26 protein-coding genes and 1 tRNA gene are annotated in these 26,243 nt (G+C 70.4%); 10 read left to right on the plus strand and 17 right to left on the minus strand.

Features of this window, described 5'->3' with window-relative positions:
• Positions 1–21 precede the first annotated feature (21 nt).
• On the minus strand, positions 22–1,203 hold the full coding sequence (locus tag ACFU7D_RS00155) for an MFS transporter (protein WP_378861700.1): 1,182 nt from the start codon (positions 1,201–1,203) through the stop codon (positions 22–24).
• 140 nt (positions 1,204–1,343) lie between these two features.
• Between ACFU7D_RS00155 and ACFU7D_RS00160 the strand changes: the two genes are divergently transcribed.
• A complete protein-coding gene (locus ACFU7D_RS00160; RefSeq protein WP_045551017.1) occupies positions 1,344–1,790 on the plus strand; it encodes a MarR family winged helix-turn-helix transcriptional regulator in 447 nt (148 codons plus the stop codon).
• 280 nt (positions 1,791–2,070) lie between these two features.
• On the opposite strand, the gene ACFU7D_RS00165 is transcribed toward ACFU7D_RS00160, so the two are convergent.
• The 3 genes from ACFU7D_RS00165 to ACFU7D_RS00175 are packed head-to-tail and all read right to left on the minus strand — an operon-like array spanning position 2,071 to position 4,158.
• Entirely contained in the window at positions 2,071–2,679 is a 609-nt protein-coding gene (locus ACFU7D_RS00165; protein WP_378861703.1) for a response regulator, read from the minus strand.
• The gene (locus ACFU7D_RS00170; protein WP_378861706.1) at positions 2,676–3,740 is read right to left on the minus strand and encodes a sensor histidine kinase; all 1,065 of its coding nucleotides are present in this window, start codon (positions 3,738–3,740) and stop codon (positions 2,676–2,678) included. Before ACFU7D_RS00170 ends, ACFU7D_RS00165 begins: the two co-directional genes overlap by 4 nt.
• A 10-nt stretch (positions 3,741–3,750) precedes the next feature.
• Positions 3,751–4,158 carry a DUF6069 family protein gene (locus ACFU7D_RS00175; protein ID WP_378861709.1) on the minus strand — a complete coding sequence of 136 codons (408 nt, stop codon included), beginning with the start codon at positions 4,156–4,158 and terminating at the stop codon, positions 3,751–3,753.
• A gap of 135 nt (positions 4,159–4,293) precedes the next feature.
• Between ACFU7D_RS00175 and ACFU7D_RS00180 the strand changes: the two genes are divergently transcribed.
• Entirely contained in the window at positions 4,294–4,947 is a 654-nt protein-coding gene (locus ACFU7D_RS00180; protein WP_378861712.1) for an SDR family oxidoreductase, read from the plus strand.
• Between the two features lie 7 nt (positions 4,948–4,954).
• Here the strand turns inward: ACFU7D_RS00180 and ACFU7D_RS00185 are convergent, their stop codons facing one another.
• The 4 genes from ACFU7D_RS00185 to ACFU7D_RS00200 all read right to left on the minus strand — a co-directional run bounded on the left by ACFU7D_RS00185 (position 4,955) and on the right by ACFU7D_RS00200 (position 7,526).
• Complete coding sequence (locus ACFU7D_RS00185; protein WP_378861715.1) at positions 4,955–5,473, minus strand: DinB family protein; 519 nt, start codon at positions 5,471–5,473, stop codon at positions 4,955–4,957.
• 107 nt (positions 5,474–5,580) lie between these two features.
• Positions 5,581–5,967 (minus strand): VOC family protein, encoded by a 387-nt coding sequence (locus tag ACFU7D_RS00190; RefSeq protein ID WP_378861718.1) that lies wholly within the window; start codon positions 5,965–5,967, stop codon positions 5,581–5,583.
• Positions 5,968–6,002: 35 nt separating this feature from the next.
• Entirely contained in the window at positions 6,003–7,070 is a 1,068-nt protein-coding gene (locus tag ACFU7D_RS00195) for an NAD(P)H-dependent flavin oxidoreductase (protein ID WP_378861721.1), read from the minus strand.
• 9 nt (positions 7,071–7,079) lie between these two features.
• Complete coding sequence (locus ACFU7D_RS00200) at positions 7,080–7,526, minus strand: group II truncated hemoglobin (RefSeq protein WP_378861724.1); 447 nt, start codon at positions 7,524–7,526, stop codon at positions 7,080–7,082.
• 81 nt (positions 7,527–7,607) lie between these two features.
• Between ACFU7D_RS00200 and ACFU7D_RS00205 the strand changes: the two genes are divergently transcribed.
• On the plus strand, positions 7,608–8,189 hold the full coding sequence (locus ACFU7D_RS00205) for a dihydrofolate reductase family protein (protein ID WP_378727291.1): 582 nt from the start codon (positions 7,608–7,610) through the stop codon (positions 8,187–8,189).
• 6 nt (positions 8,190–8,195) lie between these two features.
• Here ACFU7D_RS00205 and ACFU7D_RS00210 read toward each other — a convergent pair whose 3' ends face one another.
• The 4 genes from ACFU7D_RS00210 to ACFU7D_RS00225 all read right to left on the minus strand — a co-directional run bounded on the left by ACFU7D_RS00210 (position 8,196) and on the right by ACFU7D_RS00225 (position 11,638).
• On the minus strand, positions 8,196–9,521 hold the full coding sequence (locus ACFU7D_RS00210; RefSeq protein WP_378861727.1) for a hypothetical protein: 1,326 nt from the start codon (positions 9,519–9,521) through the stop codon (positions 8,196–8,198).
• Between the two features lie 78 nt (positions 9,522–9,599).
• Positions 9,600–10,016 (minus strand): limonene-1,2-epoxide hydrolase family protein, encoded by a 417-nt coding sequence (locus ACFU7D_RS00215; protein ID WP_378727294.1) that lies wholly within the window; start codon positions 10,014–10,016, stop codon positions 9,600–9,602.
• A gap of 19 nt (positions 10,017–10,035) precedes the next feature.
• A complete protein-coding gene (locus tag ACFU7D_RS00220; RefSeq protein WP_378861730.1) occupies positions 10,036–10,788 on the minus strand; it encodes an FkbM family methyltransferase in 753 nt (250 codons plus the stop codon).
• Positions 10,789–10,879: 91 nt separating this feature from the next.
• Complete coding sequence (locus tag ACFU7D_RS00225) at positions 10,880–11,638, minus strand: DsbA family protein (RefSeq protein ID WP_378861733.1); 759 nt, start codon at positions 11,636–11,638, stop codon at positions 10,880–10,882.
• Between the two features lie 105 nt (positions 11,639–11,743).
• Between ACFU7D_RS00225 and orn the strand changes: the two genes are divergently transcribed.
• Entirely contained in the window at positions 11,744–12,400 is a 657-nt protein-coding gene (orn, locus tag ACFU7D_RS00230) for an oligoribonuclease (protein WP_378861831.1), read from the plus strand.
• A gap of 48 nt (positions 12,401–12,448) precedes the next feature.
• Positions 12,449–12,524: transfer RNA gene (locus tag ACFU7D_RS00235), tRNA-His, on the plus strand.
• A gap of 34 nt (positions 12,525–12,558) precedes the next feature.
• On the opposite strand, the gene ACFU7D_RS00240 is transcribed toward ACFU7D_RS00235, so the two are convergent.
• Positions 12,559–13,449: a virginiamycin B lyase gene (locus ACFU7D_RS00240; protein ID WP_378861736.1), complete on the minus strand. Its 891-nt coding sequence runs from the start codon at positions 13,447–13,449 to the stop codon at positions 12,559–12,561.
• 112 nt (positions 13,450–13,561) lie between these two features.
• Here ACFU7D_RS00240 and ACFU7D_RS00245 point away from each other — a divergent pair, with 112 nt between their 5' ends.
• The gene (locus ACFU7D_RS00245) at positions 13,562–14,437 is read left to right on the plus strand and encodes a GNAT family N-acetyltransferase (RefSeq protein ID WP_378861739.1); all 876 of its coding nucleotides are present in this window, start codon (positions 13,562–13,564) and stop codon (positions 14,435–14,437) included.
• An 82-nt stretch (positions 14,438–14,519) separates the two neighbouring features.
• On the opposite strand, the gene ACFU7D_RS00250 is transcribed toward ACFU7D_RS00245, so the two are convergent.
• Together ACFU7D_RS00250 and ACFU7D_RS00255 are read right to left on the minus strand one after the other, a co-directional pair.
• Entirely contained in the window at positions 14,520–15,380 is an 861-nt protein-coding gene (locus tag ACFU7D_RS00250) for a ribokinase (RefSeq protein WP_378861742.1), read from the minus strand.
• Between the two features lie 5 nt (positions 15,381–15,385).
• Positions 15,386–17,746 (minus strand): phosphoribosyltransferase domain-containing protein, encoded by a 2,361-nt coding sequence (locus ACFU7D_RS00255; RefSeq protein WP_378861747.1) that lies wholly within the window; start codon positions 17,744–17,746, stop codon positions 15,386–15,388.
• A 146-nt stretch (positions 17,747–17,892) separates the two neighbouring features.
• Here ACFU7D_RS00255 and ACFU7D_RS00260 point away from each other — a divergent pair, with 146 nt between their 5' ends.
• Positions 17,893–19,380 (plus strand): cellulase family glycosylhydrolase, encoded by a 1,488-nt coding sequence (locus ACFU7D_RS00260; RefSeq protein ID WP_378861750.1) that lies wholly within the window; start codon positions 17,893–17,895, stop codon positions 19,378–19,380.
• Positions 19,381–19,422: 42 nt separating this feature from the next.
• A complete protein-coding gene (locus ACFU7D_RS00265) occupies positions 19,423–19,998 on the plus strand; it encodes a TerD family protein (RefSeq protein ID WP_378861753.1) in 576 nt (191 codons plus the stop codon).
• A 15-nt stretch (positions 19,999–20,013) separates the two neighbouring features.
• Here ACFU7D_RS00265 and ACFU7D_RS00270 read toward each other — a convergent pair whose 3' ends face one another.
• On the minus strand, positions 20,014–20,826 hold the full coding sequence (locus ACFU7D_RS00270; protein ID WP_378861756.1) for a cobalt transporter: 813 nt from the start codon (positions 20,824–20,826) through the stop codon (positions 20,014–20,016).
• A gap of 222 nt (positions 20,827–21,048) precedes the next feature.
• Between ACFU7D_RS00270 and ACFU7D_RS00275 the strand changes: the two genes are divergently transcribed.
• Positions 21,049–25,302 carry a LamG-like jellyroll fold domain-containing protein gene (locus ACFU7D_RS00275; RefSeq protein ID WP_378861759.1) on the plus strand — a complete coding sequence of 1,418 codons (4,254 nt, stop codon included), beginning with the start codon at positions 21,049–21,051 and terminating at the stop codon, positions 25,300–25,302.
• Positions 25,302–25,964 (plus strand): hypothetical protein, encoded by a 663-nt coding sequence (locus ACFU7D_RS00280; protein ID WP_378861762.1) that lies wholly within the window; start codon positions 25,302–25,304, stop codon positions 25,962–25,964. Before ACFU7D_RS00275 ends, ACFU7D_RS00280 begins: the two co-directional genes overlap by 1 nt.
• Here ACFU7D_RS00280 and ACFU7D_RS00285 read toward each other — a convergent pair.
• Positions 25,945–26,220: a hypothetical protein gene (locus ACFU7D_RS00285; protein WP_091050473.1), complete on the minus strand. Its 276-nt coding sequence runs from the start codon at positions 26,218–26,220 to the stop codon at positions 25,945–25,947. The genes ACFU7D_RS00280 and ACFU7D_RS00285 overlap by 20 nt on opposite strands.
• Between the last annotated feature and the right edge of the window lie 23 nt (positions 26,221–26,243).

Here is a 26,243-nt window from a genome sequence, read left to right on the forward strand (position 1 = left end):
TCTCGGTGAGACGGGTGAGGTTCAGGCAGGAACAGGAACGGACGTACGCCGCTCGCCCCCGGGCGCACGGACGGCGACCAGCAGCACGAGGAGAGCGATCAACGTGACCCCGGCGCCGGCCCACAGCGGCGAGGTGTAGCCGAGGCCGGCCGCGATGGTGACGCCGCCGATCCAGGCGCCGAGCGCGTTGCCGAGGTTGAACGCGCCGATGTTGGCGCCGGAGGCGAGGGTGGGCGCCTGGTCGGCATACGCCATCACGCGCATCTGCAGAGCCGGCACGGTCCCGAAGCCGACGGCGCCCATCAGGACCAGGGCGATGACGGTCACCACCTGGCTGGTCGCGGCGAGCGCGAACGCGGCCAGCACCACGGTCAGGGCGACGAGGAGCACACCGAGGGTCTTGACCAGGTCCCGGTCGGCGGCGCGGCCACCGATGATGTTGCCGACGAAGAGGCCGACGCCGAAGAGGACGAGCAGCAGGGGGACCGCCCCGGAGGAGAAGCCGCTGACCTCGGTGAGCGTGAAGGCGATATAGGTGAAGCCGCCGAACATGCCGCCGAAGCCGAGCACGGTCAGGGCGATTGAGAACCAGACCTGCGGGCTGGCGAAGGCGGCCAGCTCGGTGCGTACGGCCGGGGTGGCCTCCTCGCCGCGGCCGGTGTGGGCCGGGACCAGGAGGGCGATGCCGATGAAGGCGATGACGCCGATGACGGTGATCGCCCAGAAGGTCGAGCGCCAGCCGGCGGCCTGGCCTAGCAGGGTGCCGAGAGGTACGCCGAGGACGTTGGCCAGGGTGAGGCCGCCGAACATGAACGCGATCGCACTGGCCTTACGCTCTGGGGCGACCAGCTGCGCGGCGACGACGGCACCGATGCCGAAGAAGGCGCCGTGGCACAGCGCCGCGACGATCCGGCCGGTCATCATCGTGGCGTAGTCGGGCGAGATCGCGGAGATCAGGTTGCCGAGGATGAACAGCACCATCAGGCCCAGCAGGGCTGGCTTGCGGGGCACGCGGGTGAGCGCGAGGGTCAGGGCGATCGCGCCGACCGCGACGCTGAGGGCGTAGCCGGAGATCAGGTAGCCGGCGGTGGTCTCACTGACCGCGAAGTCGGTGGAGACCTCGGGCAGCAGGCCCATGATGACGAACTCGGTGAGGCCGATGCCGAACCCTCCGATCGCGAGGGCTAGCAGTGCGACGGGCATGGATGACTCCTTGGTGAAGACGGGTTGCGTCTGTCGATAGTCCGCGTGCGCAGTAGTTGCACACGCTTCATATTTATAGTTGCACGCGCGCACTATCCGCGCAACTCGGGTATGCTGGAGACGTCCACGAAGGAGGACCCATGGGAATCGCTGACGACGCCGTCGAGATCCGCGCTCAGGGCTGGCGCACGCTGGCGGCCGTGCACGGACTGATCGAGGCCGCGCTCGAGAAGGCGCTGCAGCGCGAGCACGGGCTGTCGGTCGTCGAGTTCACCGTGCTCGACGCGCTCAGCCGCCAGGACGGCTGGCACATGCGGATGCAGCAGCTGGCCCGCGCCGCCGCCCTGTCCTCCTCGGCCACGACCCGCCTGGTCACGCGCCTGGAGAACCGCAATCTCCTCACCCGGATCCTGTGCGCCGACGACCGCCGCGGGATCTACACCGAGCTCACGCCCGCCGGACGCGCCCTGCTGAAGAAGGCACGTCCGCTGCACGACGAGGTGCTGCGTACGGCACTGGACGAGGCCGCCGAGATCCCCGAGCTCGCCCCGCTCGTGCACGCGCTCGGGTCCTTGTCACCAGCCTGAGGAAGTCGGCACGGAAACCCACGGGGCTCCGCTCGTCGCTAACTGGCGCCGCTCCGGGCGAGGTCGCCGCGGAGGTGAACGAAAATTCGTTCGTCGTCGCAGGACGAACGAACTTTCACTCGTCGTCGCCGGGCGAACGAACTTTCATTCATCGTCGCCGGGCGAACGAACTTTCATTCGTCATCGCCGGGCGAACGAACTTTCATTCATCGTCGCCGGGCGAACGAACTTTCACTCGTCATCGCCGGGCGAACGAACTTTCATTCAGCCCGCCAGGAGATCAGCCCAGCCAGCCATTGCGGCGAGCGGTGAGGGCGGCCTCGGTCTTGTTGCGGGTGCCGGTCTTGCCGATGGCCGCGGAAAGATAGTTGCGCACCGTGCTCGGCGAGAGGAAGAGGCGGCCGGCGATGTCGGCGATGCTCGACCCGTCCTCGGAGGCCGCGAGCACGTCGCGTTCGCGCGCGGTCAGCGGGTTCGGGGCGGCCCGGAGCGTGGCGGCGGCGAGCGCCGGGTCGAGGACCGTCTCGCCGCGCAGCACCCGCCGGATCGCGTCGGCAAGCTCCTCGACCGGCCCGTCCTTGACCAGGAAGCCGACCGCGCCCGCGGCCATCGCCTGACGCACGTAGCCGGGCCGAGAGAAGGTCGTCAGGATCATCACCCGGCACTCCGGGATTGACGCGCGCAGCTCGCCTGCGGCCTCGAGACCGCTGATCCCGGGCAGCTCGATGTCAAGCAGCGCCACATCGGGGCGCACCTCGAGCGCGGTCGGCACGATCTCGGTACCGGTTCCGACCTGGGCGACCACCTCGAGGTCGTCCTCGAGCCCGAGCAGCACGGCGAGCGCGCCGCGCATCATCGCCTGGTCCTCGGCGAGCAGGATGCGGATCACGATGCCGGCACCCGCGCCTCGAGGCGGAACCCGTCGGCCCCAGGATGTACGTCGAGGCGACCGTCGACCGCACGCAGCCGCTGCCGCAAGCCTTCGAGCCCGCCTGACCTCGCCCCGGTGTCCGCCGGGCCGCCGACTCCGTCGTCGACCACGGCGAGCCGGAACTCGCCGCTGTCCTCGGAGAGCTCGAAACGGCAGCTGGCCGCGCCGGAGTGGCGGATCACGTTGGTCGCACCTTCGCGCACGACCCAGGCGAGCGCCTGGCCGGCGATGTCGGGCACCTCGGCCTGGGCAGCGGTGATCGACGTACGGATCCCGGCGGCGTCGAGCGCGCGGCGTGCGCCGTCGAGCTCCTCGGCCAGGGAGAGCGTCTTCATCTGGTCGACCGCGGCCCGGACGTCGGCCAGCGCGGCACGCCCGACCTCCTCGATGTCGGCCGCGTGCGCGGCGGCTGCCTCCGGGTCACGAGCCGCCAGGCGGCGTACGGCCTCGGCCTTGACGACCATCACGCTCAGCGTGTGGCCGAGCAGGTCGTGGAGGTCGCGGGACATCCGAGCACGCTCCTCGGCCACGGCCACCCGGGCGAGCTCCTCGCGGGTGCGTCGCAGCTGCTCGACCGCCTCGATGAGGCGGAGGAACGAGGTGGTCGTGATCCCGCTGAGAAGTACGCCGCCCACACTGATCAGGTAGGCGTCGTCGATGCCCTCGGCGACTGCGATCGAGACCGCGACGCCGACCGTGGCCACGGCGATCGCGACCAGCAGGCGCCAGCCGCGCAGCACCGCCGGGGAGACGATCGCGAGCACTCCCCAGACCGTCTGCCAGCCCTCGCCCTGGATCGCGGCGAGCACGATCAGGGCGACGAGAACCGGCAGCAGAACGGTGACCCGGCCGGTGACCACGAGGGCGACTGCGGCCGCGCCCAGAGCCAGCACCAGGACCACCTGGCCCACAGCCGGAAGCACCTCGCCGGAGAGGTTGAGCAGCGGGAAGAGCAGCAGCACCGGCAACCACACCAGCACCCCACCGTGGCGCTGGAAGTGACACCACTGGCCGGACACGGTCGTCACCTTATCGCCGTCGCAGGCCGGCGATGACCACAACGGCCACGACGACGTGCAGGCTCGCGAGGCCCAGTCCCGCGGCCAGGGTGAGCGCGCTGGTCGGGGTGATCAGGGAGAGCACGGCGATGCCGACCGCGAGCATCGTCCACCGCCGCGTCCCGCGCTCGGAGCGCCCTTCCCACCACCGCAGCAGCGCACCGCCGGCCAGCGCGATCAGCAGGCTGCTCACGATCACCGAGGCGACCCCGATCTGCTGGCTGCCGCTGCCTGACTTCACCTCGAGGTCGACTCCCCCGGCCTGGGTCCACAGCAGCCATACGACCGTCGCCGCCACGGCCGCGGTGGCCGCCACCCCGGCGATGCGCGGCCACCCGACCCGGGTGCGCTGCACGGTCTCGCTCGTCACGGTTGTCATTGCGATTCCTCCGTCTCCACCACCCACCGTGGGCGGTGTCTCCAGACTCCCGCGGGGACGCCTCCCGAGGTCAGATCTGATTGTCCGGACCCGACGGTGACAATTGTCAGTGGACCGTGTGCCTATCGTGGGGGCATGCGCATCGCCATCGTCGGCGGCCACGGCAAGGTCGCCCTGCATCTCCATCCGATCCTCGCGGCCGCGGGCCACACCCCGGTCGCGCTCGTACGCAGCGAGAGCTACCGAGCCGAGCTCGAAGCGCTCGGGGCCGAGGTGGGCCTGCTCGACATCGAGAACCAGGACGCCGACGGGTTCGCCGCCGCCTTCGCGGGCTGCGACGCGGTGGTCTTCGCCGCCGGCGGCGGCCCCGACGGCAACAAGGAGCGCAAGCGCACCGTCGACCTGGAAGGCTCGACCAAGTCGATCGCCGGCGCGAAGGCGGCCGGCATCCAGCGCTTCGTGCAGGTCTCGGCCATCAACGTCGACGAGCCGGTCCCGGCCGATGCCGGCGAGGTCTGGAAGGCCTACGTCGAGGCCAAGCGCGACGCCGACATCGCCCTGCGCGACAGCGACCTCGAGTGGACCATCCTGCGTCCCGGTGGCCTCACCGACGACCCTGCGACCGGACGTGTGAAGCTGGCCCCCAAGCTCGGCCGCGACACCATCCCGCGTGCCGACGTGGCCGCGGTGATCGCCGCCGTGATCGACGACGACGCCACCGTCGGCAAGCAGTGGGAGCTGGTCTCCGGCGACGCCTCTGTCGACGAGGCCATCGCCGCCGTCCTCTGAGCCTGGCTCAGCGCAGACCCAGCAGCCCCTTGACGTACGCCGCCTGGCCGATGTGCTGGGCGGCGTCGTCGACGACGCTGACCAGCCTCACCGCGGCGGTGACCGGCGGGTCCCAGCGCTCGTCGACCACGCGGGCGAGGTCGTCGTCGCTCAGCGTGCCGACCAGCTCGAGAGTGGCCTCGTGGACGGCCTGGTAGTAGCCGGTCAGCAGCGTCGGGTCCTCCAGCCGGAACGCCGCGACCTCCTCGGCACTCTGCCCGTAGCCCATCGCCCGGGGCCGGTACGGCAGCCCGAACCGCTCCACCCAGCCGTCCCGTGTCCACACCTCGTCGGTGCCGGCGAGCGGCGCGATCTGGACGTCCTCCATCCGGGCGATGTGCCACAGCGTCCAGGCGATCGAGTTCGCCTGGTCGTAGGGCCGCCACAGCAGGTCGTCGACGGAGAGGCCGTCGATGATCTGAGGGAGGGTCTCCGCGATCCGGCCGAAGCCGTCCGCGAGCAGTCGCTGGGACGAGGTGTCGCTCATGCCCTCCGTTCTACACCTCGGAGGGCAGCATCCCCTCCCGCTTCGGGAAGGCGTGCCGAGGTCGCGGCGCATTTCCCGCCATGGCGGGATTCTGCGCGCCGAACGAGTCAGGCCTGAGCTGCCGAGTCCACTCCCGCGGGCTCCCACAGCTGGATCGGATTGCCCTCCGGGTCGACGAGTTCCGCGAACCGGCCGTTGGGATAGACCTCCTCGTGCTCGCTCACCTCGACACCGTTGTCCCGTAGCTGCGCGACCATCGCGTCCAGGTCGCTCACCCGGAAGTTGATCGACCACGTCCCGGTAGCGGTCGCGAGGTGCGGCGAGTCCTCGGCCATCGGGGCGAAGACGGTCGCGCCGGCCTCCTGGCGCCACGGAGACTCCTCGTAGGACGTCGGCGTAGGCGCGACGCCGAGGTTCGCGTCATACCAGCGCGCCAGTGACTCCGGGTCTCGCGCACGGAAGAAGAAGCCACCGATGCCTGTCACCGACTCCATCGTTTGATCGTAACCCGTGAGCGCCGAGGCCATTCCTACAACGGCAGGTTCTCCTCGGCCTCGCTCCACATCCGGGTGACGATGTCGCCCGCAGGCTCGGCGGCCGCACGGCCGGCGGCCTGGCCGGCCCAGTGGTTGGCCCGGTCCAGGGCCACCTCGGCGGCGGGATCGGGCGTTCCCTTGCGCCATCTCGCGACGAGACGGCGCTGGTGCGGGTAGGGCGCGGGCGAAGGCGCACCCGGCGCGCCCCAGGAACGCACATACGGCGTCGGAACGGCGCGGCCGAGGCGGCCGGAGTAGGCGCGGGTGGCGACTGTGTCCTCCGGCGTGAGGCCGTCCAACGACGCCGCCCAGGCCGAGGCGATCCCGGTCTCCGGCGACCGCAGCAGCGCGCTGCCGACCTGCACCGCGCTCGCCCCGAGGGTCAGCGCCGCGGCGACCGCGCGCCCGTCGGCGATCCCACCGGTGGCCACGACCGGCACGTCGACCCCGTCGACGATGTGCGGCAGCAGCGCGAACAGGCCCACGGCCGTGCGCTCCGCCGTCTCCGGCTCGAAGACACCTCGGTGCCCGCCGGCCTCGAGACCTTGCGCGACGATGGCATCGGCGCCGGCCTCTTGAGCGGCCAGCGCCTCGGCCAGGGTCGTGGCGCACGCGAACCAGGCGATCCCGGCCTCGTGCAGGCGGTCGACATAGTCGGGCGAGAAGAGCCCCATGATCGAGGAGACGACCCGCGGCCGGGCGGCGAGCATCGCCTCGCACTGCTCCTCGAACGACGGCGCGGGCGGTTGCTCGGGGCCCGGCGTACCGAACCTGCCCAGGAACTCCTCCGCGGCCGAGATCCTGGCCGGGTCGTCGTCGGCCGGGTCGGGGATCCAGATGTTCAGCTGGAAGGGTCCCGCGGACATCGACCGGAAGTCGGCCGCCCATGCCGCGATCCGCGGCGGCGAGTCCAGCACCACCCCGGCCGCGCCCATCCCGCCGGCGCCGGCGACCGCGGCCGCCGCCGCGGGCGGACAGGCACCCGCCATCGGCGCCTGAAGGATCGGCATCGAGAGGCCGTACGCCTCGCAGAACTCCTGAGCACGTCGTCGAGCGGTCACCCGGCCAGGTTAGCCCTCGACCAGTCCGTCTCGGCCCCATCGAGGCGTCGGCCCCGGGTCGCCGAGATCGGTCCCCGGCGGCTCCTCGGAGACGTCCTTGGCGATCGCGGTGCCCCAGTCGAAGTAGGCCATCAGCGTCTTGTGCAGGTCTGGCTGGTCGGCCAGGACCTCCTCGATCGCGGCCTGCATGAGCTCGAGCCAGCGCTGCCGGTGCTCCTCGCGGATCCCGAGGCCGAGGTGGACGTTGAGCAGGGCCTGATGGCCGCCGAGCCTGGCGGTGAAGTCGGCCGGGCCACCGAAGATCTCGCCGAGCCAGATCGCCACCCGCTCGACATGGGTGGGCGTGAAGTTCGCGAACACCGGCGCGAGGAGCTCGTCGGCCAGCACCCTTTCGTAGAACGCGTCGCTCAGCCGGCGCAGCGCGGGCTCGCCGCCGAGGTCGTCGTACAAGGTCATGCCTCACCATCACGTGCGGCACCGGGATGCGCAACGAAATACTTGTGGCGGTACGGGGACCCGCACGGCAGGATCGGACGCATGCGCACTCTCATCTACTCAGCGTTCGTATCCCTCGACGGCGTCGTCGACTCCCCCGGCGGCGGCTCTGCATCCGAGTCGCACCGCAGCGGCGGCTGGACCTTCCAGGACCTCGAGTTCCTGCCGGAGGCCTACGCCATCAAGGGCAGTGAGATGGAGGAGGCCGGCGCGATGATGTTCGGCCGGCGCAGCTATGAGGCGTTCTCGCCGGTCTGGCCGGACATGGAGGACTTCACGGTGGTGAAGGAGATCCCGAAGTACGTCGTCTCGACCTCCCTAGGCGACGACGCCCTCGTCGAGGGCTGGGGTCCGCAGACCGTGCTGAGGTCGCTGGATGAGGTCGAGGAGCTCAAGCAGGGCGACGGCGGCCCGATCCTGGTCGCCGGCAGCGCCGAGCTCGCCCGCAACCTCTCCGACGCCGGCCTGATCGACCGCTACCACCTGCTCGTCTTCCCGGTCGTCCTCGGCGCCGGGAAGTCGATGTGGAGCGAGACCGACAAGGACAAGCAGCGGCTCACCCTGGTCGAGTCGGAGGCCTACGCCAACGGCATCCTCAAGCTCGTCTACGACGTCGTCCGCTGATCCCGATCAGGGGCAGCGCGCGTAGAGACGACGCGACCCGGTCCCGTACGCCGCGGGATCGGTGAACGTGCAGCCGTAGTCGGGCGCGGCGACGGCTGCCCGGTCGAGCACGTCGTCACCGGCCGGCCGGTCGCCGTGCTCGACCCAGTCGACGAGATCACCCCAGGCGGCCGAGGCCTCGGCGGGGCTGAACTCGCAGTGCCCGGCCGACCGGATCGCGCGCTGCACGACCAGGCGGCCACGGTGGTGGCGGTTCACCTCGCGCAGATAGATCTGCTCCAGCGAGAACGGCACGAACATGTCGCCGAGGTTGTGCAGGCTCACCACCGGGGCGGTGGGTCGGCCGGAGATCCGCGACGGGGCGTTGAGCCGGTGGCTGTAGCGACCGGCCGGGTCGACGGGGTCGACCCGCTCGATCTCGGCATCGAGGTCGACCGGCGAGCCCGGCGCGTAGACGGTGTCCCGGTTGGTCGCGACCCGGCCGATGTTGAAGCCCAGCGTGCCACCGTCGTCCACCGACGGCAGAGTGAAGAGGAAGTCCTTCCACTGCCCGAAGGCGGCCTCCGCGCCCGGCCGCGGTCCACCGCTGCGCTCGATGGTCATCGCCCGCAGCTGCTCGCCCTCCGGGGTCAGGGTGCCGTTGAGCCCCAGGCGCTCCTTGATCACCGGGACGTCGACGCTCTGGTAGCTCGCGTCGTAGGGGTAGGCGTCGTACCCGGCGAGCACCTGCGCGCCGAGGTTGTAGTCGACGAAGAAGTCGAACAGCTCCACATCGCCCAGCTGCCCGCACATCGGCAGCGCCCCGTCGTAGAAGCCCGGATACTGCTCCAGCGAGCGCCCGATCACGTGCCCGCCCATCGACACCCCGGTCACGTAGGTGCGGGTCGCCCGGCGCGGCAGCAGCTTCGACGCGTACGTCGCCAGGTCCCGTGTCGAGCGCACCCCGGCGCCCACGTCGTAGCCGTTGGTCGAGTAGCTCGACGCGGCCCAGGCGTAGCCCTGCTCGAGGAACGTACGCCGCAGCCCGAACCCCGGCGTCTCGGGCGTCAGCGTGTAGCTGAGCCCGCGGTAGCCGTGGGCCCACATCACCAGCTCGCCGTTCCAGTCGGCCGGCACCTCCAGGACGTACGCCGCGTGCTCGTACACGCCCTGGCGCACCGTGGTCTCCCTGCCACCGACGGCGATCGGCGCCACCGGCGGGTTGCTGATCGTGTAGCCGGGCAGCGGCTGGTCACCGGGTGGTTCGGGGTCGGCGAGCGCCGGGCCGGTCGAGGCGACCAGTGCGGAAGCGGTCAGGAGCAGGGCGAGGAGAGCGACTGACGCACGAGGCATGCCTCTGAGAGTAGGGCTCGTTGTGACCGGCGTCACAAGAACAGTGCACGATGTGCCTCGTGCACTGTGCACAAGCGATCAGCGGCCGACGGCCTTCCGGATCGCGCCGAACGCCGCCTGCCCCACGCCCTTGACACCCGCCGCGATGAAGGTGGTCCAGTCGAAATAGTCGCGCCAGAGCTCGATCTTGCCGTCACGCACCTCGAAGGTGCCGCACACCCAGAACTCGGCGGAGACCGAGCCGCGGCTGAGCACGTCGATGCGCTCGGTGAGCACCACCGGGCCGTTGGCCGCGATGTTGATCATCCGGACCTCGAAGCCGGTGGTGTACTTCCCCATGATCCGCAGCTGGCGCCCGACCTCGGAGAGGCCACGCGCCGGCGGGAGGGGCACGTTCTGGTAGGTGACGTCGTCGGCGCACAGCGCCAGGGCAGCGTCGATCTCACCGGTCTCGAGCGCGGCCAGGAACTGCTCGACGATCTGGATCTCGGTCATACCGCCACGTTATCGCCGATCAGCGGACGAGCGCAGGACTCAGGACGAGGCAATCCTGGCGATGCAGGGTGGGGTCGTCGAGCAACTCCTCGACGGCGACGCGCTCGCCGGGCACCCGCCGCAGCACGGTCGTCTCCTTCGCCTTCACGAACACGGCGCGGGCCCGGGCCAGCTCGGCGAGGTAGCCGCGGTCCATGTGCTCGACCTCGAGCATCAGCGCCCAGTGCTCCGTGTCTTCCAGGGACCTGGCGGCACCGTCGACCACCTCGCGCTCGAAGCCCTCCACGTCCACCTTCACGCAGAACGACCGTCCTGAGCCGCCGAGCACCTCGTCGAGCGTGGTGACCTCGACGTCGTGGAGCTGCCAGCGCGCCGAGCCGTCGTGGCGCTCGTCGTAGAGCGACGACGTCCCCGACCAGGTCCGGTCGACCGCGAACCGCGCGGCGCCGGGCTCGGCGGCGACCGCCTGCGCGCGCAGGTCGATCGTGATCCCGCGGGTCTCGAGCGTCTTGCGCAGGACCTTGTGCAGCGAGGTGTTCGGCTCGAACCCGATCAGCTCCACCCCCTCGGGGATGTCCACCCCGACGAGCATCTCGCCGTAGTTCACGCCGACATCGATCACGGTCCGCCACTCGTGCAGGCCGAGCGCCAACCGCCACAGCTCGAGCGAGCCACGGATGATCCGCCCCTTGTTGGCGATCAGGCCGATGGCCCGCGGGTCGGTCGGCTTCACATAGATCCGATGCCCGTCTTCGGTCGTCGCGTACGCCATCTCGAGCACCTTCGGGTAGGGGTCAGCCTTCGGCTGTCGCCGAACCCTAGGGCGCCTACGGAAACACGAGTCGAACCGCGGGCGACGCGATTCAGGAGATCTGCTCGACCAGGTTGGCAGCGATGTCGCCGTAGGAGTTGCCGTCCTTGAACTGCTCGCCGTCGAGCAGGATGGTCGGAGTGCCGCTCACCCCGTCGTCGGCCGCCGCCTTCGTGGCAGCGTCGGCCCAGGCCTTGCCGTCGAGGCTGGTGATGCGGTCCTTGACCGCGGACTCCTCGGCGCCCGCCTCGACCGCGAGGTCGACGAGGTCGGCGGCCTCGGGGAAGGGGCCGGACTCGCTGGGCTGGTTCTCGAAGAGCAGGTCGTGGAACTTCTTGGCGACCTCGGGGCCGGCCTCCTCCTGGACGACCGCGAAGGCCGAGGTGGCGAGCTCGGAGTAGGGGCCGACCTGGTCGAGGAGCACGAACGGGCGGTAGTCGACCTGGACCTTGCCGTCGGCGGCGAGCTCGGCGAGGTCCTCACGGGACGCGTTCTCGAACTCACCGCAGTAGGGGCAGAGGAAGTCCTCGTAGATGACGACCTTGTGCGGCGCATCGTCGGGACCGATCACCAGACCGTGCTCGCTGCTGCCGGCCTCGGGCGCGGCGATCTCGTTGTCCGTGGAGCGGTTCAGGCTGAACCAGACGAGCCCGCCGACGATCACCGCGAGGACGGCGACGACCGCCGCGACGGTGAGGATCGACTTGCGGGCCTGCTTCTTGCGCAGAGCCTCCAGCTCCGCGGCGGCCTTGGCAGCGCGGGCCTCACGCTTCTCCTTGCGCGAGGGGCTGCTGGCTGAATCCGTGCTCATGGAGTCAACATAGATGCCTCTCCTGAGCGCAGGCTGAAACCACGCCATGGGAACCGTTATCACATCGTCGCCTATCCCCCCGCAAAGCCGTTGACCAGCGGCGTTATGGTGCTCTGCGTGGCTTCACTGAACGAACGTCTGGTCTGGATCGACTGCGAGATGACCGGGTTGTCCCTCGAGAACGACGCGCTGATCGAGGTGGCGGCCCTCGTCACCGACTTCGATCTCAACGTGCTCGGCGACGGGGTCGACATCATCATCAAGCCCCCTGCAGAGGCGCTGGAGCAGATGGACGACTTCGTGCGCGACATGCACACCAAGTCCGGGCTGCTGGTCGAGCTCGAGAACGGTGTGCCGATGCGGGAGGCGGAGGAGCAGGTCCTGGCGTACGTCTGGGAGCACTGCGGCAAGGACTCTCGGCCACCGCTGGGCGGCAACACAGTGGCCACCGACCGCAACTTCCTGGCCCGGGACATGCCCGAGCTGGAGGGGTTCCTGCACTACCGCAACGTCGACGTCTCCTCGATCAAGGAGCTCTCGCGCCGCTGGTTCCCGCGCACCTACTTCTCGGCTCCCCCCAAGCGCGGCAACCACCGCGCCCTGGCCGACATCCAGGAGTCGATCGAGGAGCTTCGCTACTACCGCGAGGCGGTCTTCGTGCCGATGCCCGGCCCCGACTCGGACACGGCCAAGGAGATCGCCGCCCGGCACGGTGCCTCGATCACCGGTCTGGGCGACGCCGATTCCACAGATCAGACCTGATTCCCCTATGATTCTTGCTGGCTCGGACATGCGCTGTCCGAGCCGATGGTGGGCGTAGCTCAGCTGGTAGAGCATCGCGTTGTGGTCGCGAGGGTCGCGGGTTCAAGCCCCGTCGCTCACCCCATCAGAACGGCCCGTCCGACAGGACGGGCCGTTCGTCATTTCCGCACCGACAGGCGGGCCAGCGCGCCGTGCTCGAGCGCGACCCAGAGGGCCCCGTCCGGCCCGAAGGTGAGGCCGTGCGGCTCGGCGTTCGGAGTGGACAGCGCCACCGGCTCGCCGAGCGTGCCTGCCGTGGTGATCGTGCCGATCCGGTTGGCGCCCCATTCGGAGAACCACAGGGCTCCGTCGGGGCCGGCCGTGATCGCATGCGGACGTGCGCCGCGGTCGGCCAGTGGGTGCTCGTCGATCTCTCCGTCGACAGTGATCCGGCCGATCTGGCCGGCCGCGATCTCGACGAACCACAGCGCGCCGTCCGGCCCGAGGGTGATGCCGACCGGTGCCGCGTCGGGAGTGGGGAGCTCGTGCACGGTGACCTCGCCACGCAGGTCGATGCGGCCGATCGCGTTGGCCCGGTTCATCGTGAACCACATCGCCTCGTCAGGCCCGGCCACGATCGCCGACGGGAACGCCTCCTCGACCGGGAGCGCGAACTCGGTGACGGTGCCGCCGGTGGTGATGCGGCCGATGGAGTCGGTCGTCGTCCCGGTGAACCACAGCGCCCCGTCCGGACCAGCGGCGATCCCGAAGGGCCCGCACTCTCTCAGCGCGTGCTCGGTCACGGCGCCGTCGACCGAGATCCGGCCGATCGCGTGGGCGCGGTACTCGGTGAACCACAGCGCGCCGTCCGGCCCGGGAGCGATGATCGTCGGACCGGAGTCTGCCGTCAGCGAGAAGGTGGCCGGACGCTCCCCCGGGACGAGGCGGCCGATCTCGCCGCTGGCCTCCAGGGTGAACCAGAGCGCGTCGTCGGGGCCGGCGGCGATGGCGTACGGACCACGGCCCGGCACCGGATGTTCGGTGATGCGGTCCGTCTGTTCGGATGTCATGGATGCCTTTCTCAGTTCGGCTTCTGCCACACCCACTCTCGATGCTCTGCGCGCGCAGAACAACGGATAATTCGCCTTGGATTCCCGGAGATACCTGACTAAAGTCAGATATATGACAGTGGACACCTCGGTGATGCGCAAGTTCAACATGAGCTACGTCCGTCGCGTGGGAGCCCTCGAGGACTCCTTCCTCGGCAGCGGACTCCCCTACGGCACCGCCCGCATCCTCTACGAGATCGGTCTCGGCGCGGGCAACGTCCAAGAACTGAGGATCCGCCTCGGCGGCCTCGACTCCGGCTACGTCAGCCGGATGCTCCGGACCCTGGAGACCAAGGGGTACGTCACGGTGAAGCCCGATCCGGCCGACGGCCGGCGTCGCCTGGTGGAACTCACCGAGGACGGCGTCAAGCAGTGGGACGACCTCGAGCGTCGGTCGGAGGAGCGCGCGCACTCCCTGCTCGACCCGCTCACGCCGCGGCAGCGCGACCGTCTCAACGAGGCCCTGGCGACCGCCGACCTGCTGGTACGCGCCGCCGCGATCACCATCGAGCAGGTCGACCCGCGCGACCCGATGGCGCAGGAGGCGATGGGTCACTACTTCGCCGAGATCGGCGACCGCTTCGGCTTCACCGTCGGCGACGAGGGCTTCGGCGACGACCCCTCCCTGCGCGCGCCCCACGGCACCTTCTTCGTGGCCGCCAGCGACGGCGCCCCGGTCGCCTCCGGTGCGGTCCGCGAGTTCGAAGGCACCGGCGAGATCAAGCGCATGTGGGTCGATCCTGCCTGGCGCGGCGCGGGTCTCGGCTCACGCTTGCTTCGCCACCTCGAGGCCGAGGCGCTGCGGCTGGGCCACCGGGTCGTACGCCTCGACACCCGCGACGTCCTCAGCGAGGCGATCGGGATGTACGAGCGGGCCGGCTACGAACGCATCGACCGCTACAACGACAACCCCCACGCCACCCACTTCTTCCGGAAGGTGCTGGGCTGAACGGCTGGATGCTCACCGAGGTAACTCGGTCAGCAGCGACTGCCCGCGTGGAGTTCCGCGAAGTCGGTGCGCGTTCACCGAGTTACCTCGGTGAACATCCGCCCGCCCCCGCCGCGTAGGTCTCCATGCGGCCCAGCGGTGGCTGGGCGGAAGGGTGGCCGACCGCCGCGGCGCCCACCGCGCAGGCCGTATGCAGCGCCGCATCGTCCGGGGCCCCGGCCAGGATCGCGAGGGTGAGCGCCGCGGCGAAGGCGTCGCCGGCGCCGACGGTGCTGACCACAGTCGCGGGCACGGCCGGCACCCGGACGGTCTCGACACCCTCGACGACCATCGCGGCACCGGCGGCGCCATAGGTCACCGCGACCCGCCGGGCCGCGCGGAGCTCGGGCATCGCGGCGTACTCGGTCTCGTTGACGATGAACAGGTCGACCCGCTCGACGAGGTCCTGCGGGAGGGGCTGTGCCGGGGCCGCGTTGAGCGCGACGAAGCCCGGAGCCCGTGCGGCGACGGCCCGGACGACCTCCAGGGACAGCTCGAGCTGCATCAGCACGGCCTCGTCCGCCCCGACCGAGATCCCGTCGGCGCCGACCGACGCGTTGGCGCCGGCGCACACCACGATCTGGTTCTCCCCCGCCTCATCGACGGCGATCAGGGCCGTGCCTGTCGGCGGATCGACCGTCCCGACGGCCCCCACATCGACGCCGGCGGCCCGGATCGTCTCGACCGCCCAGGCACCGTCGGCATCGGAGCCGACCGCGCCGATCATCCGCACCCGCGCCCCCAGCCGGCTCGCGGCGACGGCCTGGTTGGCACCCTTGCCGCCGACGTCTCGGCGCAGCCGGCCGCCTCCCACGGTCTCCCCGGCGCCGGGGAGCCGCTCGACGAGCGCCGTCAGGTCGACGTTGATGCTCCCGACGACGACCAGATCCTGGGGCGAGCGCACCGGCATCAGGGACGTACGAGGCCGATGCAGGAGTAGGGCAGGCCGGAGATCCGCTCCATCGGCACCTCGCGCGCCTCGGCGAGCTTCTTGACGTGGCCCAGGTCGGCGTCGTGGGCCGGGTCGACCAGGATCTTCGCCGGCTCACCGTGCAGCAGCAGCCGGATGGTCTGGTCGACACCGGCCTGGACCAGGCTGACGTCGCCGTCCGCGAACTTCTCCGCGACCTCCTCGACCGCCTCCCAGCCCACCCAGGTGGGCGTGTGGTCGCCGCCGAGGTGGGCACCGAGGTCGAGCATCACCTTCGTCCGCACGATCGGGAAGCGGGCCGCGACGGTGTCGATGAACTTCTTGGACACGTCGGCCGGAGCCAGGTCGGCGTGGAACACCGCACCGTGGAAGTCGTTGGGACCGACCCGGTCGTCGTCGATGACGGGACGCGAGACGAGGCCGGAGACGGTCGAGCCGAGGGATGCCGACGGGATGAGGTAGTCCTCGCGGGTGCCGTAGACCGCCACACTCCGGCCCGGTTCGGCGAGGACCGCGAGCTCCGGGGAGAACGGCGAGGCCAGATGGGCATCGAGCGTCGAGTTGGCCTTCTCGACCGAGGCCGCCAGCTCCCGGGCGATCGCACCCGTGCCGGTCCAGCCGTCCACGAACATCACCCGGGCGGGGTCGTGGTGCGCGGCGAGGTAGGCGAGCGCGGTCTGGTCGATGCCGCGCCCGCGGATCATCGAGATCGCGTAGTGGGGCAGGTCGAGCCCGTGCACACGCTGCGCCCAGCGCCGCATCAGCACCCCGATCGGGATGCCGGCACGCACCAGGGAGACCAGCACTGCGTCCTGTCCGCGCCGGGCCAGCACCTGCTCGGTGACCAGGCCGATGGCGTACGCGACCCGCTGGGCCGATGCGGTCAGGGCCGCGTCGAAGAGCTCCCGGCGTGCCTCCGCCTGCTCCTCGGCGTCTGCCTCGGCCGCGTCCGCGGACAGGTCCTTGAGCAGCCAGGCGACGTCGTCGCGGTCGTAGGAGCCGAAGGCCGGCCCGTGGAGCGGGGCAGGCAGCTGCCGGGCCGGCTGGTCGTGGCGCGGCTCCGGGGCGTACGCCGGGATGGTCACGACCACGACCCTCGGCGCGAGCCGGGCGAGCTGGTCGACCAGGCCGCCCTCCTCGTGCAGCGCGGGGGTGTCGGCCGGCTCGTCGACCACCAGCACGATCGTCTCGAAGGCACCCTCGTGCAGGTTGTAGGCGAAGCGCGGCCCGTCGCCGTCGGCCGGGTCGTCGTGGGACGGGAAGGTGATCGCGGTGCGGATCGCGTAGCCCGGGTCGTCGACGTCGAGCACCGGCGAGCGGGTGGTCGTCGAGTAGGTGATCTCGTGGCGGCGGCCCTCGGCCGCGCGGCGGTCCGCCAGCGCGGAGGCGATCCGCAGCGGTGCGTACATCAGCTCCTCGGTGCCGAGGACGTGCACCGGGCCGTCGGGGATGCGGCCGGCGACGGCGGCGGCGGTCACCGTGACGGCCGACTCGTAGGAGCCGGAGGCGCTGGTCGTGAAGCCGTGGCGGCCGCCCTCCGGGACGGCGCGTGGCCAGGTCGCGACGACCTGGACGACCTCGCCGCGCGGACGCCGGCTCGTCTCGACGCCGGCCAGCTGACGGAGGTTCTCGACGGTGTCGATGAGCCGGTTGCCGTTGTCGGCGAGGTCCTCGGGCAGCTCGATCTCGCCGCTCGCGAGGGAGACCACGTGCAAGGTAGCGCGCAGCCGCTTGATCGAGCGCTCCATCCGGCCGCGATCGTCCTCCGAGCGCAGGTCGACGAGCGCGGCCACGACGTAGTGCTTGTGCGGGAACTTCTTGTGAAGCGCCCGGATGGTGTTGACGACGGTCTTGCCGGTGATGACCTCGTCGTCGACCAGCACCAGGGTGTCGCCGCGGGCGAGGAAGGCGGGGTCGGCGGGGAGCAGCCTGTGGGCGGTCGCGTGCGAGTGCTCCTCGTAGAAGTCGGCGACGGACTCGATGCCGTCGACGACGCGGCGGGTGGAGTGCAGGTAGGGCGCCCCGAGGGCGTCGGCGACGAGATGGCCGAGCGCGGTCGCGGTCTCGGCGTAGCCGAGGACCACCGCGTCACCGGTGGCCACGGCACGCGCCTTGGCCCCCAGGCGCAGCCCGGCATCGGTCACCAGACGCGGGTCGGTCGGAATGTGCTTGCCGAGGACGGAGGAGACGAGGAGCTGCGCCCGGCGGGGGTTGCGTCGCACCGCCAGACCGACCAGATCGGTGAGCATCATCCCGCTCGGCGCTTCGGTCGTCCGCAGTCGCACGCCCAGACGCTCGGCCACCCAGGTGCCCGACCAGCCGCTCGCTTCGTCTCTCACAGGTGACATTCTCCCCCAATGCTCCTCTTCTGACTCAACCGCACCTGGGGCCCCATGTCCACTGCGGAGGCCCGTCGCGGCGGGCCTGACGTCCAGAATGAGAACACGTTCTTGCCGGACGTGACATGGAGCACTAGGTTCCGCACATGTCACGTCGCTCGGGAAGCTTCGCCATCGTTGCCGCCGCGGTGGCTGTGCTCGCGTTCGGGACCTCGCTGCTGAGCCCGGTCGGGCCGGCCGGCGCAGACCCGGCGGAGGCTGATCCAACGAAGGAGACGCCACGCCTGTCCCGCGAGGGACGCTGGCTGGTCGACCAGCACGGCCGGATCGTGCTGGTGCACGGGCAGAACCTGGTCTGGAAGCACGCCCCGTACGTCCCGTCCGACTCCGCCAGCGGATTCACCGCCGAGGATGCCGAGTGGCTGGCCGAGTACGGGTTCAACGGCGCCCGGATCGGCACGCTGTGGGCCGGGGTCACCCCGGACGCCCCCGGAGAGGTCGACGAGGACTACCTCGACGACTGGCAGCGGGTCATCGACCTGCTCGCCGACGAGGGCATCTGGATGCAGTTCGACTTCCACCAGGACATGTGGCACGAGACCTACGGCGGCGAGGGCGTGCCCAACTGGGCGGCCAAGCGGCCGGCGCCCTACAACCTGCACCCGCCGATCAAGCTGTCCTTCCCGGCGACGTACATCACCCCCGAGCTGGCCACCGTCTACGACAACTTCTGGGCCAACAAGTCCGGGGTCCAGGACGGCTGGGCCGCCGCCTGGGGCGCCGTCGCGCAACGTTGGGCCGACCAGCCCTACTCGATGGGATACGACCTCATCAACGAGCCGTGGGCCGGCAAGGAGTGGCTCTCCTGCCCGATCACCGGGTGCGCGAGCTCGTACGCGAACGAGTTCCAGCCGGCGTACGAGAAGGCGACCGCCGAGATCCGGAGGTCCGACCCGGAGGGCATCGTCTGGTACGAGGCGCAGCTGCTCGCCAGCCAGGTGCCCAACTCGAGCTTCGGTCCGGCCAACGACGACCAGGTCGGCTTCTCCTGGCACAGCTACTGCCCCCTTGGCTTCCTCGACTCCCAGGGCATCCCGCTCGGTGTGGACGGCTGCAAGAGCTATGACGATGATCACCACGAGGCAGCGCTCGAGCAGGCCAGGACGATGGGCGCGACCAACCTGATGTCGGAGTTCGGTGCCACCGACAACACCGAGCTGCTGGCCATCGACACCGCCTCCGCCGACGACCATTTCGCCTCCTGGATGCACTGGGCCTACAAGCACTGGGACGACCCGACCACCGCCGACGGCCGACAGGGAATGTTCGAGGACGACGGCGACCTGTCCACGGTCAAGGAGGAGAAGCTGCGTACGCTCGTGCGGACCTATCCGCAGGCGACGTCCGGCACCCCCGTGGACCTCTCCTTCGACCCGGAGACCGGCGCGTTCAGCTACACCTACGAGCCGTCCCCGGGCCTCGAGGAGCCGACCGAGATCTTCGTCAGCCCTCTCCACTATCCCGACGGTCCGGACATCGCCGTCGAGGGCGGCCGGGTCGTCGGCGAGGCCGAGCACAACCGGATCCTGGTCGAGGCGAGTGGAACGGGACCGGTGACGGTCACGATTGACTAAGGTGGCTGTGCCCGCTCGTCGGTCCAGCCATCGGAGGATCACTTGTCCGTCTCGCTCGCCAAGGGACAGTCGGTCTCGCTCACCACAAGTGACGGCAGCAGCATGACGCACGTTCGGATCGCGCTCGGTTGGGACGCGGTCAGAAAGGGCCTCTTCGGCGGGTTCCGCGGGGCCGACGTCGACATGGACGCCTCCGCGATCCTCTACGACACGGCCGGCTCCCACGTCGACCAGGCCTGGTTCCGGCAGTTGAAGTCGAAGGGCGGCGCCGTCGTCCACACCGGCGACAACCGCACCGGCGCGGGTGAGGGCGACGACGAGTCGATCATCCTCCACCTCGACCGGGTGCCTCCCGAGGTCGCCCAGATCGTGTTCACGATCAACTCGTTCACCGGGCAGAGCTTCGCCCAGATCCAGAACGCGTTCTGCCGTCTCGTCGACGAGAACACCCACACCGAGATCGCCCGCTTCGACCTGAGTCAGACCGGGCCGCACACCGCGGAGATCATGGCGAAGGTCAGCCGCCACGACGGTGGCTGGGCGATGACCGCGCTCGGCGAGATCGGCAACGGGCGTACGTTCCAGGACCTGCTGCCCTCGATCGCCCCGACGCTCTGAGCACTGAGATCGCGGTCAGCCGAGTGAGCCGACTCCCACGACGGCGAGGCCGGCGCCGAGGACGGTGACGCCGAGCGCGGCCAGGATCGGGGTCACCTTCGCCGCGACCTGGAGGTACGCCTTCGACTCGGCGACCCGGACGACGAGGTTGTTGCCCGCCAGGGCCAGCAGGCCGACGCCGAACAGGATCGTTGCCATGCCCAGGCCGAAGGTGATCACCAGCAGCAGCGCGAACGCCGAGCGGCCGGCGAACAGGCCGGTCACCAGGACCAGGAAGGCGCCGGGGGACGGGGTCAGGCCGCCGGAGATGCCGAGCAGGACGATCCCAGGGCGGCGTACGCCTGCCTGACCGTGCTCGCCCGAGTGGCCGTGCGAGTGGCCGTGGGAGTGACCATGGGAGTGACCATGTCCGGTCTCGGAGCGAGCAGCGCGCCAGTGGCGGCGCAGCAGCCAGAGCCCGGTGCCGACGACCAGCACCCCGGCGACGATCTGCAGCCCGGCGGTGAGGTTCTCCAGGCGGACGAGATCCGAGAGCGAGAAGAACGCCCACGCCACCGCGATGACCAGCACCGAGAACGTGTGCATCACCGCCACTGAGCCGCCGAGCCAGGCCGCGTCACGCACCCGGCCCTCGGCACCGATCAGGTAGGCGGCCGCCAGGGTCTTGCCGTGGCCCGGCGCGATCGCGTGCGCGGCGCCCGCGGCGAAGGCGAGCACGAAGGCGGCCGCGGCGATGCCGGGCTGCTCCAGATAGCCCTGCACCCGCTCGACCAGCGCCGCCGCACCGAACCAGTCACCCAGGAAGAAGCCCAGAAAGAAGTCGTCCATGTCAGGCGCAAACGATGGCACAGAGTTTCATCGCCGGATACGGCTGAGGCAATCGTTTACCCACCGGACAGACGGGCGTCGACAGCGCCGCTCGGCCACGTTCACCCGATCTCAGGATGCTTTCAGACTGGCCGGGCACGGGTGCTCCGGCTGTTCGGCACCTCGGGCGATGCCGCACCCCCACTCGGCAATAGCAGCATGCCCCAGGAAACAAGGAGCATCGTGTTCGCAGCACCGAACGCCAGTCTCGCCAGAATCGGACGGACGCGGCTGATCGCCGCGGTCGCCGGTCTGGCTCTCGCCGGAGGGGTCGTCGCGGCCCTGCCCGGCGACACCATCACCTCGGCCAGCGCGGCGACCTACACCGCCGTCGGTGCACCGGTCACCGGCGCTCCGCGAGCCGCACTCGCGACCGTGGACGCCCCGGCACCCGACGTACTCGACATCGACTTCGCGGGCGGCGCCCCACATGAGCGCACCCAGTCGCTCGAGCCGCGCACCTGGGGTGCGCCGACGTACGACACCGACGACACCCTCGCCGAGGCGCCGACCGGCATCATGACCGTCGACGGCACCGATGACGCGGTCTCCGTCGAGCACGACCCGTGGGCCGACCTGCAGCAGGGCTTCACCATCGAGTGCGTGTTCCGGGTCGAGACCACGCTGCCCACCACCAACGAGAAGGACCTCTGCTCCAACAAGGAGGCGGGCGGCTACTCGGTCTACGTGACCGGATCCAACCTGGGCACGATGGCCCACATCGGCGGCGGCTACAAGACGGTGCTGACCCCGATCACGGCCAACCGCTGGTATCACGTGCTCTCGGTCTGGGACGGCCAGACGCTGAGCCTCTACGTCAACGGCACCAAGGCCGGGTCGACCGCCGCCACCGGCGCGCTGCAGGCCCCGGCCGCGACCTCGCGCCGCTTCGTGGTCGGCGCCGACTCGGCTCCCACCGGGATCGGTCAGCCGGCTCCGCCTGCCTCCTTCGCCGGTGCCTCCCTCTTCGCCCGCGCAGTGACCGATGCCGAGGCGGCGGCACTGGCCGGCGCCTACGACACCGCTCCCCCGGTGCCGGCCGCGGACGTGCTCGACGTCGACTTCGACGACGGCACCCCAGCCGACGACACCGGCCGCGCCGTGACCACGGTCGGTGAGCCGGTGATCTCCGACGACACCGCGCTGGACGCCAAGGTCGCCTCCTTCGACGGCGCCAACGACGCGTACGCCTACGCGATGGGCTCCGCCACCTGGGACCAGATCGACGAGCAGGTCTCCATCGAGTGCACGTTCAAGGACAACGGCACCTTCCCCAACGGGACCGAGCACTCGATCTGTTCGGAGAAGGAGGGCGGCGGCTACTCGATCGTCGTCTACAGCGGCAAGCTGACCTTCGCGGTCCACGCCGGCGGCGCCTACCGCAACGCCCAGGTCGAGATCGAGACCGGCCGCTGGTACCACGCCGTCGGCACCTGGGACGGCGCGACCGCTCGGCTCTACGTCGACGGCGCCCTCGCCGCCTCGATCGCCGCACCCGCCCCGCTGACCCGTCCCGGCGGCAGCGCCCTCAACTCGTTCTACGTCGGTGCCGACTCGGTCAACCAGTTCTGGTCGCCGGTCACCGTCCGCAACGCCCGGATCTTCACCGACGTGCTCACCGCCGACCAGGCCGACGCCCTCAACGTGGCCGCGCTCGGTGACGTACGCGACGCCGGGGTGGTCGTCAACGGCACCACCCCCGCGGCCGGTACGCACCTCACCACGCCGACCGAGTTCGCCGTCGACATCACCAACCAGGGCAACGCCTCCGGCTGGACCTACACGCTCGACGGCGACCCGATTCGGCCCGGCCAGGAGATCGGCGCCGGACTGACTCGCGGTGAGCACACCATCGAGATCGCCGCGAAGGACGTCTTCGGACGGCCTGTCGCGCACACCTCGACGTTCACCTCCGACGCCATCCCGACCGGCGGCGGCACCGACACCGGCCAGGGCAAGGGGAAGGTGACGCTCTCCGCGATCGCCAACAGCCCCGACGACTCGGACGTGACCACCACCTTCAAGGCGGCCTCCGCCGCGGTCGCCGACGGCGGCTTCCAGGGGGTCGTGCCGGTGCTCCCGAGCGCGCTCGAGTTCGACTACTCCTCTCCCGAGACGATCGAGGGGCGCCAGCTGCCCGACGGGAAGACCACCGACAGCGCCTCGAGCAAGCTGATCCCGTTCCAGCGCTACGACGTCTCCGTCCCGGCCTCCGACTCACGTCGCCAGGTGGTCTGGACCGGCACCGCCGACCCGGCCCGCTCGGTCTCGCTGCGGGTGTGGAACACCGCTGAGAGCCGCTGGGACGAGCTCGCCTCCGCCCGTGGGATCGCCGACGGCGACACCACCTTGCAGGGCCGGGCGCTGGCGGCACATGTCGACGAAGGCGTCGTGCACGTCCTGGTGACCGGAATCGACCCGTTCGCCGACGACCTCTCGCCGCGCGACGAGTCGGCTGCCGACGACAAGGACCACTTCGAGAACCCCGAGGACTACGACTTCTCCTTCGCCCACTTCACCGACACCCAGTACATCGCCGAGGGCGCTGCCGGCGGGACGTACGAGAACTTCAACGGGATCGAGGAGCCCTCCGACGTGCAGCTGGTCGAGGAGCAGGCGGTCTGGCAGCGCGCCTACCGCGCCGAGACCGAGTGGATCCGCGACAACGCCGACCAGCGCAAGATCGCGTTCACCTCGCACACCGGTGACGTGACCGAGAACGACACCAAGGACCCGCTGGCCACCGGCGCCGACGGCAAGCTCCTCTACCCGGGGCTCGACGAGCAGGTCACCCGTGAGTTCGAGTTCACCTCGGACGCGCAGGCGACCCTCGACGAGGCCGGTGTCGTCAACCAGGTCGTCGCGGGCAACCACGACAACCAGGGCGGCAACGAGACCGGGGCGCAGTCGCGGTTCAGCCGCTACTTCAGCCCGTCGCGCTACTACGAGGCCGCGCAGGCGTGGCCCGAGGGTGCCTCCTACCACGCCTGGGACGAGGAGACCGACGGCTCCGGCAATGTCACCGAGCCGGGCACCGACAACCAGAACAACTACGTGCTCTTCTCCGCCGGCGGGCTCGACTTCGTCGCGGTCGGCCTCTCCTACGGTGTCACCGCGGAGGAGGCCGCCTGGGCCAGCGAGATCTTCGCGCGCTTCCCCGACCGCAACGGCATCCTGAGCACCCACGCCTACCTGGCCCCGTCCACGGCTCCCGACGGGCGTGGTGCCGGCTTCTCCACCGACGGGTCCCGGCTCTTCGACCAGGTCGTGGAGGCCAACCCCAACGTGTTCCTGGTCCTCGCGGGCCACGAGCACGGGGTCGGCACGAACCTCAAGCGCGGCATCGGTGCCACGGTCTCGCACAACGTCGTGGAGCTGCTCGCCGACTACCAGTTCTACAAGGTGACCGCCGGGGAGCTCTTCCCCGACTCCGTCGACGCCTCCGGCAACATCGATCTCAACGGCGACGGGACGGTGGACCACAAGTCGACCGACCTGCTCCAGTTCGGCGCCTCCTACCTCCGCCTGCTGCAGTTCGACACCGAGCGCGCGGAGATGTCGATCGACACCTACTCCCCGCACCTGGACGACTTCGGGGCGACGGAGTACGACGACCGGCACCGCTACAACGGCGCCGAGGACAACCTGACGTTGCCTGTGGACCTCTCCACCAGGCGTACGTCCTTCACGACCGATGCGCTGACGGTGGTCACCCCGACCGACACCGTGATCGGCACCGACACCGCGCGTTCGGGCTGGCCGGCGACGGTGGAGTGGGCCGGGCTGACCGAGGGCGAGGTGTACGCCTGGACCTCGACCTCACGCACCGGCGAGGCCGGTGACATCCAGACGCTCGGCTCGATCGACCAGTTCGGCGGCGTCTTCCTGGCCACCGCGGCCGGCACCGACGCGACACCGCCGGTGCTGAAGGTCCCGGCCTCGACGACGATCGAGGCGGGCGCGGAGTTCGACCCGCTGGACGGGGTCAGCGCGACCGACAACACCGACGGCGATCTCACCGGCAGCATCCAGGTCTCCGGCAGCGTCGATGTGAACACGCCGGGCGCCTACCCGCTGACCTACACGGTCACCGACTCCAACGGCAACCAGGCCGTCGCCTCGCGCGCGGTCGTCGTCGAGGAGGCCGACGTCCCCGAGCTGACCCCGGTCGAGCTCACCGCGAAGGACGTCACGGTCCGCTTCGGACGGGACCTGACGTTGCGTACGTCGCTCACGCCGCGCAGCGCCACCGGCACGGTGCAGTTCCTCATCGGTGAGGACGTCTTGTGCGAGGCGCGCGTCCGACGCGGGGTCGCCGAGTGCGAGGTCGACGTGCTGCCGCCGCCGGGCCGTCACCAGGTGCAGGTCCTCTACCCGGGTGACGACACGCATGCACCGGCCACGACGAACCTCACGCTGACGGTCAGGCAGCGTTAGTGCGTCTGTCTCCTCGGGCTCTCGCGGTGGTCGCCGGCTTCGTGCTGGCGGCCACCGCGGGCGTACCCGCCTACGCTCATCCGTTCGGACCGCCCCAGACCGCGACGATCTCCGGTGACGCCCGTTCGCCGCAGGTCACCTGGCACTTCGGGGCCACCGACGACATCGCCTACCTCGCCGTCCACGTCGGCGCGCTTCCGCAGGACCGGATGACCCTCGACGGTGCCGTGTTCTACGAGTCCGGCGACGAGGCGGCGCTGGCGACGTCGGAGGCCTACGCCGACTACGTGCTCGACCACATCCGGATCGAGGGCTGCGACGGGTCGGTCGAGGCCGGCCAGGACCTGATCGGCGACGGGACCACGGTCATCTTCGACTGCCCGTCACCGGCCTCGGCGACGAAGATCGAGATCGACATGATGACCGACCTGCATCCGGCGTACCAGACCCTCGCCTCGGGGCCGACCGGCCAGAAGGCGGCGTACGCAGGGACCACCCGGTCGCACACCTGGTCCCTCGGCGAGGCCCGTGCCTCGGCGACCGGACTCAGCGCACTCCTCCAGATCGGCGGCACCCTCGGCACGATCGTGCTGGTCGGCGCCGGCGGGTGGTGGTTCGTGCGGCGTCGCCGGCGGGCGGAAGCTAACGCTTCAGCTTCTTGATCTCGTCCTTGGCGGCCTGCTGGGCGATCGCCTCGGCCTGGGCCTCCTCGCCGAAGACGCCCTCGACCTTGGCCTTCTCGACCTTCTTGAACTGACGCAGCATGCTCCAGGCGATCACCGCGACGGCGACGCAGAGCGCGATGAAGATGCCGAAGGCGGTCCAGCCCGCGACCACGTCCTCGTCCTGCGGCGGGGTGGGCTCAGGAGCGGGCTGGGAGGTGTGCAGAGTCTGCGTCGTCATCGGGAGGCCGGACATACCGACATTGTCTCACCTGTGCC

The organism is Nocardioides sp. NPDC057577 (assembly GCF_042801335.1).
In the GTDB taxonomy this organism is placed as follows: Bacteria; Actinomycetota; Actinomycetes; order Propionibacteriales; family Nocardioidaceae; genus Nocardioides.

Excerpts from the sequence above, each read along its gene's own strand:
- ACFU7D_RS00155 (WP_378861700.1), bottom strand. The coding sequence starts at position 1,203 with ATGCCCGTCGCACTGCTAGCCCTCGCGATCGGAGGGTTCGGCATCGGC.
- ACFU7D_RS00160 (WP_045551017.1), top strand. The coding sequence starts at position 1,344 with ATGGGAATCGCTGACGACGCCGTCGAGATCCGCGCTCAGGGCTGGCGC.
- ACFU7D_RS00175 (WP_378861709.1), bottom strand. The coding sequence starts at position 4,158 with ATGACAACCGTGACGAGCGAGACCGTGCAGCGCACCCGGGTCGGGTGG.
- ACFU7D_RS00180 (WP_378861712.1), top strand. The coding sequence starts at position 4,294 with ATGCGCATCGCCATCGTCGGCGGCCACGGCAAGGTCGCCCTGCATCTC.
- ACFU7D_RS00185 (WP_378861715.1), bottom strand. The coding sequence starts at position 5,473 with ATGAGCGACACCTCGTCCCAGCGACTGCTCGCGGACGGCTTCGGCCGG.
- ACFU7D_RS00190 (WP_378861718.1), bottom strand. The coding sequence starts at position 5,967 with ATGGAGTCGGTGACAGGCATCGGTGGCTTCTTCTTCCGTGCGCGAGAC.
- ACFU7D_RS00200 (WP_378861724.1), bottom strand. The coding sequence starts at position 7,526 with ATGACCTTGTACGACGACCTCGGCGGCGAGCCCGCGCTGCGCCGGCTG.
- ACFU7D_RS00205 (WP_378727291.1), top strand. The coding sequence starts at position 7,608 with ATGCGCACTCTCATCTACTCAGCGTTCGTATCCCTCGACGGCGTCGTC.
- ACFU7D_RS00210 (WP_378861727.1), bottom strand. The coding sequence starts at position 9,521 with ATGCCTCGTGCGTCAGTCGCTCTCCTCGCCCTGCTCCTGACCGCTTCC.
- ACFU7D_RS00215 (WP_378727294.1), bottom strand. The coding sequence starts at position 10,016 with ATGACCGAGATCCAGATCGTCGAGCAGTTCCTGGCCGCGCTCGAGACC.
- ACFU7D_RS00220 (WP_378861730.1), bottom strand. The coding sequence starts at position 10,788 with ATGGCGTACGCGACGACCGAAGACGGGCATCGGATCTATGTGAAGCCG.
- ACFU7D_RS00225 (WP_378861733.1), bottom strand. The coding sequence starts at position 11,638 with ATGAGCACGGATTCAGCCAGCAGCCCCTCGCGCAAGGAGAAGCGTGAG.
- orn (WP_378861831.1), top strand. The coding sequence starts at position 11,744 with ATGGTGCTCTGCGTGGCTTCACTGAACGAACGTCTGGTCTGGATCGAC.
- ACFU7D_RS00240 (WP_378861736.1), bottom strand. The coding sequence starts at position 13,449 with ATGACATCCGAACAGACGGACCGCATCACCGAACATCCGGTGCCGGGC.
- ACFU7D_RS00245 (WP_378861739.1), top strand. The coding sequence starts at position 13,562 with ATGACAGTGGACACCTCGGTGATGCGCAAGTTCAACATGAGCTACGTC.
- ACFU7D_RS00260 (WP_378861750.1), top strand. The coding sequence starts at position 17,893 with ATGTCACGTCGCTCGGGAAGCTTCGCCATCGTTGCCGCCGCGGTGGCT.
- ACFU7D_RS00270 (WP_378861756.1), bottom strand. The coding sequence starts at position 20,826 with ATGGACGACTTCTTTCTGGGCTTCTTCCTGGGTGACTGGTTCGGTGCG.
- ACFU7D_RS00285 (WP_091050473.1), bottom strand. The coding sequence starts at position 26,220 with ATGTCCGGCCTCCCGATGACGACGCAGACTCTGCACACCTCCCAGCCC.